At 43.4% G+C, this 18,670-nt stretch carries 10 protein-coding genes; 5 read left to right on the forward strand and 5 right to left on the reverse strand.

Annotation, left to right across the window (positions count from 1 at the left end):
• The first annotated feature begins 616 nt into the window (after nt 1-616).
• The 3 genes from U5K72_00780 to U5K72_00790 all read left to right on the forward strand — a co-directional run bounded on the left by U5K72_00780 (nt 617) and on the right by U5K72_00790 (nt 6,599).
• A complete protein-coding gene (locus U5K72_00780; GenBank protein ID MDZ7717337.1) occupies nt 617-3,889 on the forward strand; it encodes a TonB-dependent receptor in 3,273 nt (1,090 codons plus the stop codon).
• A 26-nt stretch (nt 3,890-3,915) separates the two neighbouring features.
• Nucleotides 3,916-5,829 (forward strand): RagB/SusD family nutrient uptake outer membrane protein, encoded by a 1,914-nt coding sequence (locus U5K72_00785; protein ID MDZ7717338.1) that lies wholly within the window; start codon nt 3,916-3,918, stop codon nt 5,827-5,829.
• 392 nt (nt 5,830-6,221) lie between these two features.
• Complete coding sequence (locus U5K72_00790; protein MDZ7717339.1) at nt 6,222-6,599, forward strand: response regulator; 378 nt, start codon at nt 6,222-6,224, stop codon at nt 6,597-6,599.
• A gap of 37 nt (nt 6,600-6,636) precedes the next feature.
• Here the strand turns inward: U5K72_00790 and U5K72_00795 are convergent, their stop codons facing one another.
• On the reverse strand, nt 6,637-9,093 hold the full coding sequence (locus U5K72_00795) for a family 10 glycosylhydrolase (GenBank protein MDZ7717340.1): 2,457 nt from the start codon (nt 9,091-9,093) through the stop codon (nt 6,637-6,639).
• Nucleotides 9,094-9,498: 405 nt separating this feature from the next.
• Here U5K72_00795 and U5K72_00800 point away from each other — a divergent pair, with 405 nt between their 5' ends.
• Nucleotides 9,499-9,954 (forward strand): hypothetical protein, encoded by a 456-nt coding sequence (locus tag U5K72_00800; protein ID MDZ7717341.1) that lies wholly within the window; start codon nt 9,499-9,501, stop codon nt 9,952-9,954.
• 263 nt (nt 9,955-10,217) lie between these two features.
• Here the strand turns inward: U5K72_00800 and U5K72_00805 are convergent, their stop codons facing one another.
• Genes U5K72_00805 through U5K72_00815 form a run of 3 tightly spaced genes read right to left on the reverse strand, consistent with a single transcriptional unit; the run spans nt 10,218 to nt 14,828 of the window.
• On the reverse strand, nt 10,218-12,341 hold the full coding sequence (locus U5K72_00805) for a T9SS type A sorting domain-containing protein (GenBank protein MDZ7717342.1): 2,124 nt from the start codon (nt 12,339-12,341) through the stop codon (nt 10,218-10,220).
• The gene (locus tag U5K72_00810; protein ID MDZ7717343.1) at nt 12,275-12,826 is read right to left on the reverse strand and encodes a hypothetical protein; all 552 of its coding nucleotides are present in this window, start codon (nt 12,824-12,826) and stop codon (nt 12,275-12,277) included. Before U5K72_00810 ends, U5K72_00805 begins: the two co-directional genes overlap by 67 nt.
• A gap of 34 nt (nt 12,827-12,860) precedes the next feature.
• Complete coding sequence (locus U5K72_00815) at nt 12,861-14,828, reverse strand: family 10 glycosylhydrolase (GenBank protein MDZ7717344.1); 1,968 nt, start codon at nt 14,826-14,828, stop codon at nt 12,861-12,863.
• A 405-nt stretch (nt 14,829-15,233) separates the two neighbouring features.
• Here U5K72_00815 and U5K72_00820 point away from each other — a divergent pair, with 405 nt between their 5' ends.
• Nucleotides 15,234-15,689, forward strand: coding sequence for a hypothetical protein (locus tag U5K72_00820; protein ID MDZ7717345.1), 456 nt, complete (start codon nt 15,234-15,236; stop codon nt 15,687-15,689).
• Between the two features lie 264 nt (nt 15,690-15,953).
• Here the strand turns inward: U5K72_00820 and U5K72_00825 are convergent.
• Nucleotides 15,954-18,670: T9SS type A sorting domain-containing protein (locus tag U5K72_00825; GenBank protein MDZ7717346.1), on the reverse strand; the 2,717-nt coding region annotated here is incomplete at its 5' end.

Raw genomic sequence — 18,670 nt, forward strand, 5'->3', positions numbered from 1 at the left:
TTAAATGGGGAAAATCCTTAGAAAGTTTAGTTCAGGCTTCGGCAGGAATCTTTTTGTTAGAAAATTTATAGATTAAACTATGTTTTTATGATTCAAGGGTAAAAACAGGCTTTAAACATACCTTAAAGCCTATTTTTATGCAGACAAAACCTTCATAGAAATATTTTTAAATTGATTAAAATCGGGCTTTCGCTATATGATTAATAATATCAAGAGATTGTAAAAAGGACCCATCGGTTTTAAAATTTTCCCTATATGCCCCTAAGGAAATCCCTTAGATGCAAAGGTTCTGAAAAGCTCTACCATACATGATAGGCAGTGCTTATTAACCAGCTGCTGTGTTTCATATAATGATTTTTTAGTGGTTATTCATTTTCACAAAAGTGAGTCATACATGAGTGATGAGTTACTATAAAAGACCCGAAAAAACCTGAGATGTAAGTATTGACCTCTCTTACCTTTTGTCGTTTAAAGTATTGATCTTGAATTGATACCGGCGAACCAAGCAAGAGACGCAATTATGTGAGACATAGTGAATTGGCTGGTGAAAACTTTTCAGGGATACTGAGGATCTTTGGAAATGGGTATACCACATAACCAATAATGAAGGTATACCATGAAGATAAAATCAGACAATTCACTATTTGCAATGCTGCTCCGTACTATCGCAAAAGCGGGGTTGAGCATGTACCTTGTTCTGTTTTTGTGCTCTTCCGTTAATGCCCAGGATATCCAGACAGTTCATGAAGTTTCAGGAACTGTTACGGATGCCAATGATGGCGAGACACTCCTGGGAGTTAATATTATGGTAGTAGGTACAACTACCGGTACAACTACAGACATGGAAGGAAACTACTCTCTATCGGTCCCATCACCAGATGCCCAGTTACGATTCTCGTATATAGGCTATCAACCTGTTGTGGTGGATGTAGACGGACGAAATACGATAAATGTGGAGATGGAGATTTCTGCTATTCTTGGCGAAGATCTCATTGTTACAGGATATTCTGCTCAGAGGCGAATAGATCTTACAGGGTCTATCAGTGTAGCCGATGTTCCCCAGATGCAGAAAATTGCTGAGTCATCTGTAAACCAACAGTTACAAGGTCAGGTTTCAGGTGTAACAGTTTCGCAATCAGGTCAGCCGGGCGATGAGCCCTCTGTACGAATACGGGGAGTTGGTAATTTTGGTAATGTAAATCCGCTTTATGTTGTTGATGGTGTTCCCACCAGCAGTATTGGCGATTTGAACCCCAGGGATGTTGAATCGTTACAAGTTTTGAAAGATGCTTCTGCGGCATCTATTTACGGTTCAAGGGCATCAAACGGGGTGATAATTATCACTACAAAACAGGGGCGTCCGGGATTGAGCGTTACTTTTGATTCGTATGTGGGGTACGAAACCCCCAAACATCACGGCAATGCTTTTAATATTGCTTCTCCTATGGAGATGGCCGAACTGGAGTGGCTGGCCTATAACAACTCAGGTCTCACCCCTTCATCTTCCCTGTACGGAAGCGGTTCAACACCCCAATTACCAGATTATATAGCTCCGACCGGTGCAATGGAGGGAGAGGTAAATCACGATGATTACTATGTGAATCCCTACTACACAGATACGGCTGATTTGGGAAACTTTTTCCGAATTACTCAGGCCAATAAACAGGGTACCAACTGGTTCCAGGAGATCTTTAAACCTGCTTATACAGTGAACTCTAACTTATCGGTAAGCGGTGGTACAGATGATGCCAGTTACATGTTATCGTTGAATTATATTAATGAAGAAGGCACCCTGCTGCGAACCTATAATGAACGGTACACGCTTCGTGTAAATACACAGTTCAACCTGACCGAAAATATTCGTGTTGGCCAGAACGCATCAATAGCCATGTGGGAAAATCCACAGGCTGGTTCACTTAATGAAGGTACAGCCACAGGTATGGTCTATCGGCAGCAACCCATTATTCCCGTTTACGATATAGCCGGGAACTTTGCGGGTAATTTCGGAGCTCCTTTGGGTAATGCCAGTAATCCGGTTGCACAGCGCGAACGAACCATGAATAATACGGGCGAAAATAATCGAATTTTTGGTAATGTATTTGCTGAAATCGATTTTCTCGAAAATATAACTTTCCGTTCTAATTTTGGCGGCAGTTATGCTACCAGTAATTGGAGTTGGTTCCAGTTCCCTGAATATGAAAATGCAGAAAATGCTGTTGTAAATTTATATGGAGATGGAGCCTGGAACGGCACAAACTGGACCTGGACAAATACGGTTACATACACAGATCTGCTGGCCGATGTTCATAATGTCACTGTTTTATTAGGAACGGAAGCGAACGAAGATACCGGCCGCGAACGTGGCGGAACCCGGACCGACTATTTCTCATTCAATCCTAATTATGTGAACCTGAGCAATGGTGCCGGAGATCCCACCAACTATAGCTGGCAGTACGAGAATGCACTGTTCTCTCTCTTCGGCCGTGCCGAATACAATTACGATAACCGGTACCTGCTGAATGCAACCGTTCGGCGAGACGGTTCCTCCCGATTTCTCGATAATCGATACGGTTTATTTCCATCCGGTAGTATTGGATGGCGTATTTCTGAGGAGGAATTTATGCGTGATGTTGACTGGTTGACAAACCTTCAATTACGTGCAGGATATGGCGTAATGGGGAACCAGTTGAATGTTGCAGCAGACAATGCCTACTCACTTTTTGGAGGAAACCAGCTTTCTACATTTTATCCGATAACAGGCGGGCCTACCATATTCCAGGGATTTGCACAAACGCGAATCGGTAATCCTGGGGCACGCTGGGAAGAGTCTCATACAATGAATTTCGGTGTAAATACCATGTTGTTTGAGGGAGCTCTTGAGATTGATATGGACTTCTATAAAAATGATGTGCGAGACTTGTTGTTCAACCCGGAATTGCCCGGACAGGCCGGCCTTGCATCACAGCCATATGTAAATGTTGGTAATGTAGAAAACAAAGGGCTTGATATGTCCATTACAGGACGCAGGGATATCTCCCAGGATTTCAACATGAGTGCAACGGTTAACTTTACTACATACAGCAATGAAGTGGTAAAAATTGCCGAAGGTGTTGATAATTTCGACGGAACAAGCCGGCGCTTTGGCAGCGGTAATCCTATTGTCAGAAACCAGGTTGGTTGGCCGATATCCACATTCTTTGGTTATAAAATTGAAGGATTTTGGAACGAACAGTCAGAAATTGACCAGGCCAATGCAAGTGCAGGCGGCGTGTACCAGGAAGAGGCAGCTCCCGGTAGATTCCGATATGCTGATGTAAATGGCGACGGACGCATTACTGCCGATGATCGCACCAGGTTGGGTGATCCACATCCCGATTTTACATACGGACTGGATCTCACCGTCAACTACAAAAGTTTTGACGTGAGTGCATTCTTCTATGGGTCGCAAGGCAATGATATCTGGAACCAGGTAAAATGGTGGACCGATTTCTATCCCTCTTTCCAGGGAGCGAAAAGTAAAACCGCTTTGTACGATTCCTGGACACCAGACAACCACAATGCCACAGCACCCATCCAGGAAAATGCCGGTTCTACGGCTACGAACCTTGTGCCCAACTCCTATTATGTTGAGGATGGTTCATATCTGAGATTGAGAACGTTCCAGGTTGGATACTCATTCACTCCCGATATGCTCTCATATGTTGGATTGAACAGGCTGAGGGTTTATGTACAAGCCCAGAACTTGTTTACCATCACAAATTATTCAGGGCCCGATCCTGAAGTAGGTAATACACAGTCAGCCAATGCCAGCACCACAAGTTTTGGTGTAGATGAAGGTGCATATCCAACCTCCCGCCAGTTCCTGGTTGGGTTTAATCTCGGATTTTAAAAGAATTAAATAGACAGAGGTCTAATATGAAGAACTCAAAAAATGTAATCATCATACTTGTACTAATCTTTACCGCAGGTATGTTCACAAAAGCGTGCGGAGATGAATTTCTTACGCGCCCTGCTATGGGATCGCTGAGTGAAGATGTAGTAGCCGATCGCAACGGCGTAGAAACACTTTTAATGGGGGCTTATGGGGCTCTCAGTCAAACCGGTAACCAGGGCTGGGGAGATGGCCTTCCGGGAGACGGAGCCTGGGCAGTTTGCCCCTCCAACTGGCTTTATGGAAGTGTTATGGGAACTGAAGCTCACAAAGGAAGTGATGCAGGTGACCAGCCACAAATGAACACCCTCGGAGGTATGAACGTATCACCCTCCACAGGATTCATAAACCTGAAATGGAGAGGTCTTTACGAAGGTATTGCCCGTACAAACTCTGTGCTGAGTGTACTGCCAGATGTACCTGTTTCTGAAGGTGTTTTCAGCGAGGCAGATAAAGCCAGGATAGAAGCTGAAGCGCGTTTTCTGCGCGGACACTTCTACTTTGAGCTGAAGAGGTTCTATAATAACGTTCCATGGATCGATGAAACTGTGGATGCACTTACACCTCAGCCAAATGACCAGGATATCTGGCCAAAGATAGAAGCGGATTTCCAGTTTGCATTTAACAATCTCCCGGCTGTTCAAGCACAGGCTGGACGACCCAATAACTGGGCGGCTGCATCATATCTCGCCAAATCCTATATGTACCAGGAGAAATTTTCGGAGGCCAAATCCTTGTATGATCAAATCATTTCCGATGGTAATACCTCTAACGGATTGGCATATGACCTTGTACCGCTCGATCAGGTACATAACCCGGTCAATAAAAACAATGCAGAATCGGTTTTTGCTATTCAGGCATCTGCCGATGACGGGACAGGCACTATTCAAAATGCTAATCCCGGGATGATGCTCAATTATCCGTATAACAGTCCGTTTCGCTGCTGTGGTTTTTACCAGCCTACACTTTACCTGGTAAATTCCTTTCAAACAGTTGATGGAAAACCACTGATTAACGACTTCCTTTCAACTCCTGTGAAAAATGATCTGGGAGTTCTTTCAAGTGAAAATTTTGAGCCTCACAGCGGTACTCTCGATCCACGGCTTGACTGGACGGTTGGCCGTCGCGGTGTTCCGTTCCACGACTGGGGACCACACCCCGGTCAGCGATGGGTGCGCGACCAGGCATATTCCGGTCCATATGCTTCCAAAAAGCACATCTGGTGGCAAAAAGATGATCAGGATGTAAACAATCCGAGTCAGTGGGCACCCGGTACATCGTATAACATCCCGATTATTCGTTTTGCTGATGTCCTGTTGATGGCAGCCGAAGCGGAAATCGAAACAGGAAGCCTGTCACAGGCACTGGAGTATATTAACCGTGTACGAGCACGTGCTGCGGATCCATCTGCATGGGTTAAAAACGAATTCAATGAAGGATATGCTTTTGAAATCGTAAGCAGTGAAGCAGAGATGCTGGCACTCGAACCCACCTCCGGAAGCTGGGTAGTACGGGAAGATACTGGAACCACGTTTGTGTATCTGGGCGGCGGTGCAGCCGATATCAATAATTGGAATGAGTATACAGAGCCTAATTATAATATCGATCTGTATGATGATCTTGGCACTCAGCAGCAAGCCAGGGAAATCGTACGGTTTGAACGCAAGCTGGAACTGGCCCTTGAAGGCCACAGGTACTTTGATCTGGTTCGATGGGGAATTGCTGAGGATGAAATCAATGAGTTTATGGACTACGAAGGTGATTTCTTCCCGGCTTCATATCTCAATGAAGGGCAGTTTACACCAAACAGAAATGAATACTTCCCGATTCCACAAAGACAGATCGACTTGAGCACTGTTGGTGGAACTCCGGTTTTACAACAAAATACAGGTTACTAACTTTTAAACTTTAAATTCTAAAAAGGGCACATGTTTACTGTGCCCTTTTTTTTTGGAATGTATTCTCTACATTCTGTCTGACTCAAGTAATTGATTTTTCAGAATTAATTGTTGACACGAAATAAGAGATGTAAGGGTAGTTGTAGTTGACTGTTTCATTCTGATTATTGCTCACAGCAAAGTTGCCAACACGTTAAATTTGTAAGAAAATCATCATCAGGAGGAGTATTTTTGTAAAAGCAACTATTGCAAATGTCTGACTTCAATAGTATATATTCGTGGAAACATTAATTTATTTTTAATATTGTAGAGCTAACAATAAAATAGGACAGCGATCCCCAAAGCCGACGGTAGGTTATTCGTGGATAGAGATGTAATTTAGAAGGTTAAGTATGGAATCGAACCCCAAAATTTTAATCGTAGAAGATGAGTTGGTTTTACAATTGATGCTCGAGCACATGCTAAAAAAAATGGGGTTCGAGCATTTAGGTACAGCCACCAAAGGTGCGTCTGCTATCCAAAAAGCCAAAGAAGACTCTTACGATCTAATCCTTATGGATATAATGCTACAGGACGAAATTGATGGCATTGAAGCCTACAGGGAGATCAAAAAAGAGAAAGAGATACCGGTTATCTATATTACCGGGAATACCGATCCGCGAAATAAAGAAAAAGCAAAAAATTTAGGATATCATGACTATATGGGGAAACCGATTACTTTTTCACATCTAAAAAATTCTATTGAAAGGCTTAACTTGTTGAAAGATTGAAAATTGATGCAATTCATATTTTTGTATGTTTCTATTATTAGTTCTGTGATTTTAGAAACACTTCCGTTTTCTTTTTTAGCATTCCACTGTCAAGATATTCCTGCAGATGCTCCCCCGGACAAGATGTATCCGCCCAATCTCCGTGGCCATAAATGTCATTTAAACTCAAATTATATTTTTGAATAGCATAGGCCGTCATTTCTGCAATGGCATTGAGTTGTGCTTCCGTCGGTTCCTGTTGATTATAGTTCCCCATCACACTTATGAGCAGATGTCCGCGCGGATCATATGTGGTATTGGTTTCACCCGCGTATTTGGGATCTCGACCTTCATAAATATTTCCGTCCAGATCGATTAAATAGTGATAAGGCAGATCCCACCAGTTGCGATCCTCCGCGCCCCATTCAAACAGGTTGTTCAGGATTTTAATGGGATCGTCTTCCGGTTCAAGCGGTTCGGCACTCCCGGAATGGTGTAGCGTAATTTGATTGATGGTATGAGGAACACGAAGCCGGTATTCAGCTGATCCGGTGCTTAGGGCCGAAGCCCTGTCAACCGGCAGCGAGTTTACTGTAGCGACCTCAAACTGGGCCATGCCGCTGTCGAAATTAGTGTTGATCAGGCCAACATGATAACCGTACCAGTTCATCGCTTCGCCAGGCTGAAGAAAAAACTGCTCAGACACACCATTTCGATAGAGCTGAACGGTAACCCTTTCGTTGATCTCCGTACTATCTTTCTTCTCAGAAGAGATACCCATGAAGTGCCCGGGATATGGAGTTGATTTCAACATTCGTGAAAAGACAAGGCTGAAGTCACGGAATTGAAGTGTATCTCCGTGCATCAGGTTTCTGCGCACGGCATTGGCATCATACCCTAACGGTTCATGCTCAGCCCAATCCTCTCGTTTTATTACATTTTCAGGAAGCCTGGCAGAATCCCTTATGGCTGATTCAATAACTTCTGTTTTGATCGGCTCAGAAAGCACACCCTCTATACCAGCCCGATTTACCCCGGAAACGACAATATCGGACGGACGCTTCATCCCTTCTCCTCCAAAAAAATCGATCTCACGATGAAAAGCGGGATAGTATTCCACTTCCCATTGGTCATTTAATTTTGTTCTCACAAGCCACCATTGAATATCATCTCCATTTTGTGGTTGAAGAGTTAGCGACCAGTAAGAGTTAAAATCGTGAAATGTAACCGCCGGTGCATCCGGAACAGTTGTTGAGATCCAGGGGGATGCAGGAATCAGTGATGGATATGCATTCGGCCCGGCGGCAAGAATTTGGTTGAAATCATCGGGGTTTTCCATGAACGTTTTCATGCTGAAGTGAACGGCACCGGTTACATTCGGAAATGCCCGTGATGTATATAATTGGCCGGTGATTTCATTCGCCGGCCATGATGATAAAATTCGGCTTGTAAACAGTCCCGGCCAGATATGCCGGTTGTAATCGTTCTGCTCCACCCACCAATCCAGCATGATGGGAAACGGCTGCCCAACCTGATCCAGACGATAATAGATCTGAGGTGTAAAATAATCCACCCAGCCCTCCTTCAGCCAGAGCCGGGCATCGGCATAGAGTTCATTGTAAGCATCGAATCCGGTAGTATACTCAGGATAACCCGGCCGCCAGATTCCAAACGGACTGATCCCAAATTTTACGTGAGGTTTTACTTGTTTGATCTCTTCAGACAGTTCTCTCATCAATGTATCCACATTACTTCGCCGCCAGTCTTTCCGGGAGAGTGTTGTGCCCTTTTCGACGGCTTTTTGCCAGCTTTCAGTGTCCGGGAAATCGGCTCCGTCAGCGTAGGAGGGATAGGGATAGAAATAATCGTCAAAATGAACGCCGTCGATATCATAGCGCTCAACCACGTCTAAAATGACTTCGATCGTATGCTGACGAACCTCAGGAATGCCGGGATCGAGCCAAAGATAATCGCCATATTCATGGACCCAGTCTGGCTGTATTTTGCTGATATGATCGGGCGAAATTTCTGATTTATCTGAAGGATGGCCGGCACGATAGGGATTGAACCAGGCGTGTAATTCCATTCCCCGTTTATGAGCTTCTGTTACAGCAAACTCAAGCGGATCATATGCAGGCAATGGCGGTTGTCCCATTTTCCCGGTCAGGTAGTACGACCAGGGTTCATGGGGTGAGGGGTAGAGAGCATCAGCCGCGGGACGAACCTGGAAAATGATGGCGTTGAAATTCAATGCAGCAGCACGATCCAGGATGTCAATCATCTCTTCTTTCTGTCTGTCCACGGGCAGGCCGGGCTCAGAAGGCCAGTCGATATTTGCAACAGTAGCCACCCATACGGCCCGAAATTCCCGGTTTGGTTTGAGACCGTCAACCTGCTGAACCGATGGTTTTTCAATCTCTGGTGGTTGTTGTTCCTCAACGATAGATTCGGTGGACCGACAACTTAGTATAGTCAGCCATAGAATTGGTAACAGAAGAAATAAACGGATCTTCAAAAGCCCTGATATCATTTGATGAAGTTTTTATTGGGTTGAAAAATCAAAAATTATAGACCAAATAATAAGGTTTTTTTGCGAACGGAGTAACCACGGGGATAAATATTCATAATCAAAAATATCTCTGCGCCATTTCAGATGACTCTATCAGAAAGGGGAAGGTTCAAGAATTAGCAGGGGCAGCAGGATTGTTCTCTCAATATTCGCGGATTAAATAGAAACGTATTGCATAAAGATCCAATCATTTTAAAAATGAAGTTTCCAACAAATATGTGTGACAGAACTGATAATAATATTTCGCATTAGTTATTAGAGATAGGATGGAGATGATTGATTTAGATATTCAAAAACTTTTCTACTCCAACCTTTTTAATGCCAGAGAGACTTAGAAAAAGGAATTAAATTATGAGATCTAATTATTTGCGAATTCTTACCATAACAATTTTTCTGCTAACACTAATAGTGACATCATGCAAGGATTCAACCAGTTCTGAAAGTTCATTCATCGAAATTACTGACAGTTCATATTCTGTTGTTCAATTAAATGGATGCGACATTGATTCGGGTGCTTCAGCCACACGGTTTCAATTTGTATTGAACTTTGATTCAAGTTCAGGAGTAGATATTAGTGGAATTGAGTTCGACATTTTATTTGAAAGCGGTACGGAAGGTGAAAATATTTTTGAAGATGACTTTGAAGTCGTTGGACAATCACTTGAATTTGACTTCTGCTTTAGATTTGGAAGTTCTTCATCATGGATTGAAATCTATCCATCTATTCTGGCTAATAATGAGGAGTTAGTAAGTAATGAAATTACGATCAGGATAGAGAGGCCGGAGGATGCCAATAAGAATTCATAATAGATTGATTTTGATTATTCATCAAGATAATCAAATAACTGATTTTTAATTCACATTCGGGCTTCTCGGCCTATCTTTTGACTAAAATTTGGTTAAACCAATTACTTTTTCCTTATTTCCAAGTCAGCTGTAGCAGACGGTAATAGATACCTTTCCATTATCTAAGGCTCTTTTGCAATTTTACTTTCCGAAAGCAATCAGATGTAATCTAAAGTGCCACAAACCGCTAAACAGTTACAATAAATTCCAATAAGGAGAGTCCATTATTTGATCACACTTACCCTGACACTTTTTTGATAGGCAGACCCAGCTTCAGGCGTGACAGTTAACCGCAGAATGTATATTCCCGACGATAAACCACCAGAATTCCATTCTTTAGTAAAGGTACCAGCAGACTGCGAATCGCTAAGGATCAATTTAATTTTACGACCCAGGAGATCAAAAAGTTGAAGGGTTACATCGGCCTCTTCTGCAAGTTGATATCGTACATTCCCGGCCTCCCGCATAGGGTTTGGAAAGGGGTTATACAGCTTGAACTCGTCTGGTGTAGCCGATTGGTCGAAGTAGATCCATTCGGTGTAATTAGATGGTGCTGAAGTCAACGAGTCGGAGTTCACGGCTTTTACAAACCAGCGCTGGTCAAATTCACCGGGCGGTAGATTGGTAATCGAGGCGTCCGCGTAGCTGTTGGTTTCTGATGTGCCAATTAATTCAACGGGTTGTTCGGATTGATCGGAGCGGGCCCTCAACTGTTTCCAGATTTCATAAAAAGCGATATCCCCCCCGGGCTCATTCCAGCTCAAAACAGCTGCGGGTCCTGCAGCTCGTTCTTCTATAGAAACGGAGAGATTTTTGGGCGCATCAGGTGCGGTACTGGATTGCAGATGTACCGTATAATCAGAATCCTGCATCCAGCTATCACCATCCATTCTGAATCTTGAAAACCCGATGGTTTGATTTGCCAGGAGGGCAATTTCAATTTCACTTAGTGGTCCGGATTGAATGTTTAGTGAGCGATTATTTTCAGTTGTATCAGCCGCAAAAACGAACAGGTCGATCGTTTCCGGGTCAACTCGGTATGTGATATAACTCAAATCTCCTGAATTTGATACAAATTCAGGCTCAGAAGATGGTATGTCTTCAAGAATATTCAGAATACTTGCCGTTGTAAATCGGTTGGATTCCTGGTCGCTGAGATATGATTTTCTTATTACTGGATATGGCATTTTTTCTCCATCAACCCGATTTTGAGCTTCCTGTATCTGAACTGTTTCAATCTCCTCATCATAATTTCCGAAAAGAGGAACTGTATACAAAAAAAGTCGATGGGAAGGACTTGTAAATGGCTGAGCTGAAAAATCCCAAAGGAACCAACCGTTTTCAGTATCAGATTGATCGCTGTTGCCGTAGTATCGCATCACAAAGTCATTACGACCCGAAACGGCTGCAATATCATTGATGTCGATCAGGTAGGGGTTCTCTCCCTTCACAAATATAATGGAACGGTTGTAGGTAGAAGAAGAACCCGAAGGAGAGTCAAAATTCAATTCAACCTGACCAGATATCAGTTCCACATTTTGAGCCGGATTTTGATAATCAATGTCCGCTTCATTGTGAACGCTTACTTTCCTTGTCTCGGTAATGGAAGCAAATGGACTTTCAAGCCCGCCCTCATTCTGGTAGGTTACAAAATCGAACGTAGTTTCGATATCGGATGCATCATACTGCATGGTATTCGTGTAAAGGTATCCGTTCCAAGTGCTGTTGGTTTGAGGATTCCCGCTGTCGTAACCTCCATCCGTGAGAAATGAATATTCATCCAAATAGTAGAGCAGTTGCAGTTGATCGGGTTGTTCGTGACCTTCGCCGCTGGTGATTGATTTCCCTTTTTCGCCCACCAGCGCAAGATAGTGCTGTTGGTTTGATGCATCCGTATGGCGAATGATGAATTGCTGATCTTCGGGGTTTGTAAGAGATTCAATGTCAGAACTACTGCTATTGTTGATTGGAATTGCCGCCTCAACCAGGTAAAACTGGTCTTCATTTTCTGTTTCACTATGGTGTTCGGAGAGATTATCAAAAATTGTTGTAAACATTCTGCCAACTTGTTCGTCTCCATACTCGCCGCTCCAACGTAGTAAATTGGCGGCTTGGATGGGCCGCTTGTTGCTGTCATCAAGTGCTGGCAGGGAACCATCAGGGGTTGAAAGATCGGCCAGCCATCGGACGGGATTCAGAAACCAATCATTAAAAAAGGGATCGAACGACTCATCAAGATCTTCATTAATACGAATAGCGTGCCAGAAGATGATGGCGTCCTTCAATACAAAATCCAAATAGAACGGGCCTTCCGCCCAAAACCGGCTGCCGTTTGCGGTTTGATACATCCAATATCGTCCCCTCTGGTCATCTGATGGCTCACTGGCTTTTCTTCGGGCAGTTGAAATATAATCGTCCAGGGTGTCCGCTCTTCCTGTGTTGCAGTTTGGGCACTCATGGATGCATAAGCGAGGGCAAAATATCCCTTCATAGGGCGATTCCCGGCTTCAAGATGATCCTCCGTTACTGTAAAAAGGCCGCCCACACCATACTCTCTTTTTAAACCATTATTAAAAAGAATATCAATATCAGCCCTGAAGCGATTCATCAAATCTGTTTTTTCCTGTTCTGTAAGGAGCGAAGAATCATCCAGTCCATAATGTTGGTACGCATTTTCTGTGGCCAAGTAGAGATCCAGCGCTCGTGCCATATTATTAAAGGAGCGGATAGCATTCAGGTAGTCATCAAACGGTTGATCTCCCGGTAATTTTCGAACCAATTTATTATTTGATGTTAGAGAATTAATGGCATTCGTCAATTTATCAATCACCATTGAGTGCTCGCCTATAGTAAGGCCGTAAGTATTCTTAGAGCTGCTCAGAATCGATCCCGTTTTGTTCTAATACGAGAGATGCCAGCGTTTCAAAAGCCAGGTTGCCGCTGTCGAAATTTGTATCAATCAGACCAACATGATAACCGTACCAGTTCATCGCTTCGCCAGGCTGAAGAAAAAACTGCTCAGATACACCATTTCGGTATAGCTGAACGGTAACCCTTTCGTTGATCTCCGTACTATCTTTCTTCTCAGAAGAGATACCCATGAAGTGCCCGGGATATGGAGTTGATTTCAACATTCGTGAAAAGACAAGGCTGAAGTCACGGAATTGAAGTGTATCTCCGTGCATCAGGTTTCTGCGCACGGCATTGGCATCATACCCTAACGGTTCATGCTCAGCCCAATCCTCTCGTTTTATTACATTTTCAGGAAGCCTGGCAGAATCCCTTATGGCTGATTCAATAACTTCTGTTTTGATCGGCTCAGAAAGCTCACCCTCTACTCCCGCACGATTTACCCCGGAAACGACAATATCGGACGGACGCTTCATCCCTTCTCCTCCAAAAAAATCGATCTCACGATGAAAAGCGGGATAGTATTCCACTTCCCATTGCCCATTTAATTTTGTTCTCACAAGCCACCATTGAATATCATCTCCATTTTGTGGTTGAAGAGTTAGCGACCAGTAAGAGTTAAAATCGTGAAATGTAACCGCCGGTGCATCCGGAACAGTTGTTGAGATCCAGGGGGATGCAGGAATCAGTGATGGATATGCATTCGGCCCGGCGGCAAGAATTTGGTTGAAATCATCGGGGTTTTCCATGAACGTTTTCATGCTGAAGTGAACGGCACCGGTTACATTCGGAAATGCCCGTGATGTATATAATTGGCCGGTGATTTCATTCGCCGGCCATGATGATAAAATTCGGCTAGTAAACAGTCCCGGCCAGATATGCCGGTTGTAATCGTTCTGCTCCACCCACCAATCCAGCATGATGGGAAACGGCTGCCCAACCTGATCCAGACGATAATAGATCTGAGGTGTAAAATAATCCACCCAGCCCTCCTTCAGCCAGAGCCGGGCATCGGCATAGAGTTCATTGTAAGCATCGAATCCGGTAGTATACTCAGGATAACCCGGCCGCCAGATTCCAAACGGACTGATCCCAAATTTTACGTGAGGTTTTACTTGTTTGATCTCTTCAGACAGTTCTCTCATCAATGTATCCACATTACTTCGCCGCCAGTCTTTCCGGGAGAGTGTGGTACCCTTTTCAACGGCTCTTTGCCAGCTTTCGGTATCCGGAAAATCGGCTCCATCAGCGTAGGAGGGATAGGGATAGAAATAATCGTCAAAATGCACGCCGTCGATATCATAGCGTTCAACCACATCTAAAATGACATCGATTGTATGCTGACGAACCTCAGGAATGCCGGGATCGAGCCAAAGATAATCGCCATATTCATGAACCCAATCGGGTTGAATTTTGCTGATATGATCGGGCGAAATTTCTGATTTATCTGAAGGATGGCCGGCACGATAGGGATTGAACCAGGCGTGTAATTCCATTCCCCGTTTATGAGCTTCTGTTACAGCAAACTCAAGCGGATCATATGCAGGCAATGGCGGTTGTCCCATTTTCCCGGTCAGGTAGTACGACCAGGGTTCATGGGGTGAGGGGTAGAGAGCATCAGCCGCAGGACGAACCTGGAAAATGATGGCGTTGAAATTCAATGCAGCAGCACGATCCAGGATGTCAATCATCTCTTCTTTCTGTCTGTCCACGGGCAGGCCGGGCTCAGAAGGCCAGTCGATATTTGCAACAGTAGCTACCCATATGGCCCGAAATTCACGGTTTGGTTTGAGACCGTCAACCTGCTGAACCGATGGTTTTTCAATCTCTGGTGGTTGTTGTTCCTCAACGATAGATTCGGTGGACCGACAACTTAGTATAGTCAGCCATAGAATTGGTAACAGAAGAAATAAACGGATCTTCAAAAGCCCTGATATCATTTGATGAAGTTTTTATTGGGTTGAAATATCAAAAATTATTGACCAAATGATAAGGTTTTTTTGCGAACGGAGTAACCACGGGGATAAATATTCATAATCAAAAATATCTCTGCGCCATTTCAGATGACTCTATCAGAAAAGGGAAGGTTCAAGAATTAGCGGGGGCAGCAGGATTGTTCTCTCAATATTCGTGGATCAAATAGAAACGTATTGCATAAAGATCCAATCATTTTAAAAATGAAGTTTCCAACAAATATGTGTGACAGAACTGATAATAATATTTCGCATTAGTTATTAGAGATAGGATGGAGATGATTGATTTAGATATTCAAAAACTTTTCTACTCCAACCTTTTTAATGCCAGAGAGACTTAGAAAAAGGAATTAAATTATGAGATCTAATTATTTGCGAATTCTTACCATAACAATTTTTCTGCTAACACTAATAGTGACATCATGCAAGGATTCAACCAGTTCTGAAAGTTCATTCATCGAAATTACTGACAGTTCATATTCTGTTGTTCAATTAAATGGATGCGACATTGATTCGGGTGCTTCAGCCACACGGTTTCAATTTGTATTGAACTTTGATTCAAGTTCAGGAGTAGATATTAGTGGAATTGAGTTCGACATTTTATTTGAAAGCGGTACGGAAGGTGAAAATATTTTTGAAGATGACTTTGAAGTCGTTGGACAATCACTTGAATTTGACTTCTGCTTTAGATTTGGAAGTTCTTCATCATGGATTGAAATCTATCCATCTATTCTGGCTAATAATGAGGAGTTAGTAAGTAATGAAATTACGATCAGGATAGAGAGGCCGGAGGATGCCAATAAGAATTCATAATAGATTGATTTTGATTATTCATCAAGATAATCAAATAACTGATTTTTAATTCACATTCGGGCTTCTCGGCCTATCTTTTGACTAAAATTTGGTTAAACCAATTACTTTTTCCTTATTTCCAAGTCAGCTGTAGCAGACGGTAATAGATACCTTTTCCATTATCTAAGGCCTTTTTGTAATCTTACTTTTCGAAATCTATCAGATGTAATCTAAAGTGCCACAAACCGCTAAACAGTTACAATAAATTCCAATAAGGAGAGTCCATTATTTGATCACACTTACCCTGACACTTTTTTGATAGGCAGCCCCAGCTTCAGGCGTGACAGTTAACCGCAGAATGTATATTCCCGACGATAAACCACCAGAATTCCATTCTTTAGTAAAGGTACCAGCAGACTGCGAATCGCTAAGGATCAATTTAATTTTACGACCCAGGAGATCAAAAAGTTGAAGGGTTACATCGGCCTCTTCTGCAAGTTGATATCGTACATTCCCGGCCTCCCGCATAGGGTTTGGAAAGGGGTTATACAGCTTGAACTCGTCTGGTGTAGCCGATTGGTCGAAGTAGATCCATTCGGTGTAATTAGATGGTGCTGAAGTCAACGAGTCGGAGTTCACGGCTTTTACAAACCAGCGCTGGTCAAATTCACCGGACGGCAGATTGGTAATCGAGGCGTCCGCGTAGCTGTTGGTTTCTGATGTGCCAATTAATTCAACGGGTTGTTCGGATTGATCGGAGCGGGCCCTCAACTGTTTCCAGATTTCATAAAAAGCGATATCCCCCCCGGGCTCATTCCAGCTTAAAACAGCTGCGGGTCCTGCAGCTCGTTCTTCTATAGAAACGGAGAGATTTTTGGGCGCATCAGGTGCGGTACTGGATTGCAGATGTACCGTATAATCAGAATCCTGCATCCAGCTATCACCATCCATTCTGAATCTTGAAAACCCGATGGTTTGATTTGCCAGGAGGGCAATTTCAATTTCACTTAGTGGTCCGGATTGAATGTTTAGTGAGCGATTATTTTCAGTTGTATCAGCCGCAAAAACGAACAGGTCGATCGTTTCCGGGTCAACTCGGTATGTGATATAACTCAAATCTCCTGAATTTGATACAAATTCAGGCTCAGAAGATGGTATGTCTTCAAGAATATTCAGAATACTTGCCGTTGTAAATCGGTTGGATTCCTGGTCGCTGAGATATGATTTTCTTATTACTGGATATGGCATTTTTTCTCCATCAACCCGATTTTGAGCTTCCTGTATCTGAACTGTTTCAATCTCCTCATCATAATTTCCGAAAAGAGGAACTGTATACAAAAAAAGTCGATGGGAAGGACTTGTAAATGGCTGAGCTGAAAAATCCCAAAGGAACCAACCGTTTTCAGTATCAGATTGATCGCTGTTGCCGTAGTATCGCATCACAAAGTCATTACGACCCGAAACGGCTGCAATATCATTGATGTCGATCAGGTAGGGGTTCTCTCCCTTCACAAATATAATGGAACGGTTGTAGGTAGAAGAAGAACCCGAAGGAGAGTCAAAATTCAATTCAACCTGACCAGATATCAGTTCCACATTTTGAGCCGGATTTTGATAATCAATGTCCGCTTCATTGTGAACGCTTACTTTCCTTGTCTCGGTAATGGAAGCAAATGGACTTTCAAGCCCGCCCTCATTCTGGTAGGTTACAAAATCGAACGTAGTTTCGATATCGGATGCATCATACTGCATGGTATTCGTGTAAAGGTATCCGTTCCAAGTGCTGTTGGTTTGAGGATTCCCACTGTCGTAACCTCCATCCGTGAGAAATGAATATTCATCCAAATAGTAGAGCAGTTGCAGTTGATCGGGTTGTTCGTGACCTTCGCCGCTGGTGATTGATTTCCCTTTTTCGCCCACCAGCGCAAGATAGTGCTGTTGGTTTGATGCATCCGTATGGCGAATGATGAATTGCTGATCTTCGGGGTTTGTAAGAGATTCAATGTCAGAACTACTGCTATTGTTGATTGGAATTGCCGCTTCAACCAGGTAAAACTGGTCTTCATTTTCTGTTTCACTATGGTGTTCGGAGAGATTATCAAAAATTGTTGTAAACATTCTGCCAACTTGTTCGTCTCCATACTCGCCGCTCCAACGTAGTAAATTGGCGGCTTGGATGGGCCGCTTGTTGCTGTCATCAAGTGCTGGCAGGGAACCATCAGGGGTTGAAAGATCGGCCAGCCATCGGACGGGATTCAGAAACCAATCATTAAAAAAGGGATCGAACGACTCATCAAGATCTTCATTAATACGAATAGCGTGCCAGAAGATGATGGCGTCCTTCAATACAAAATCCAAATAGAACGGGCCTTCCGCCCAAAACCGGCTGCCGTTTGCGGTTTGATACATCCAATATCGTCCCCTCTGGTCATCTGATGGCTCACTGGCTTTTCTTCGGGCAGTTGAAATATAATCGTCCAGGGTGTCCCGCTCTTCCTGTGTTGCAGTTTGGGCACTCATGGATGCATAAGCGAGGGCAAAATATCCCTTCATAGGGCGATTCCCGGCTTCAAGATGATCCTCCGTTACTGTAAAAAGGCCGCCCACACCATACTCTCTTTTTAAACCATTATTAAAAAGAATATCAATATCAGCCCTGAAGCGATTCATCAAATCTGTTTTTTCCTGTTCTGTAAGGAGCGAAGAATCATCCAGTCCATAATGTTGGTACGCATTTTCTGTGGCCAAGTAGAGATCCAGCGCTCGTGCCATATTATTAAAGGAGCGGATAGCATTCAGGTAGTCATCAAACGGTTGATCTCCCGGTAATTTTCGAACCAATTTATTATTTGATGTTAGAGAATTAATGGCATTCGTCAATTTATCAATCACCATTGAGTGCTCGCCTATAGTAAGGCCGTAAGTATTCTTAGACTGCTCAGAATCGATCCCGTTTTGTTCTAATACGAGAGATGTCAGCGTTTCGAAAGCCAGGTATTGCA

The organism is Balneolaceae bacterium, from assembly GCA_034521495.1.
Classification (GTDB): Bacteria; Bacteroidota; Rhodothermia; order Balneolales; family Balneolaceae; genus Rhodohalobacter.

Coding starts and splice junctions, on each gene's coding strand:
- U5K72_00790 (MDZ7717339.1), top strand. CDS start 6,222: ATGGAATCGAACCCCAAAATTTTAATCGTAGAAGATGAGTTGGTTTTA.
- U5K72_00800 (MDZ7717341.1), top strand. CDS start 9,499: ATGAGATCTAATTATTTGCGAATTCTTACCATAACAATTTTTCTGCTA.
- U5K72_00805 (MDZ7717342.1), bottom strand. CDS start 12,341: ATGTATCAAACCGCAAACGGCAGCCGGTTTTGGGCGGAAGGCCCGTTC.
- U5K72_00785 (MDZ7717338.1), top strand. CDS start 3,916: ATGAAGAACTCAAAAAATGTAATCATCATACTTGTACTAATCTTTACC.
- U5K72_00810 (MDZ7717343.1), bottom strand. CDS start 12,826: ATGGTGATTGATAAATTGACGAATGCCATTAATTCTCTAACATCAAAT.
- U5K72_00820 (MDZ7717345.1), top strand. CDS start 15,234: ATGAGATCTAATTATTTGCGAATTCTTACCATAACAATTTTTCTGCTA.
- U5K72_00780 (MDZ7717337.1), top strand. CDS start 617: ATGAAGATAAAATCAGACAATTCACTATTTGCAATGCTGCTCCGTACT.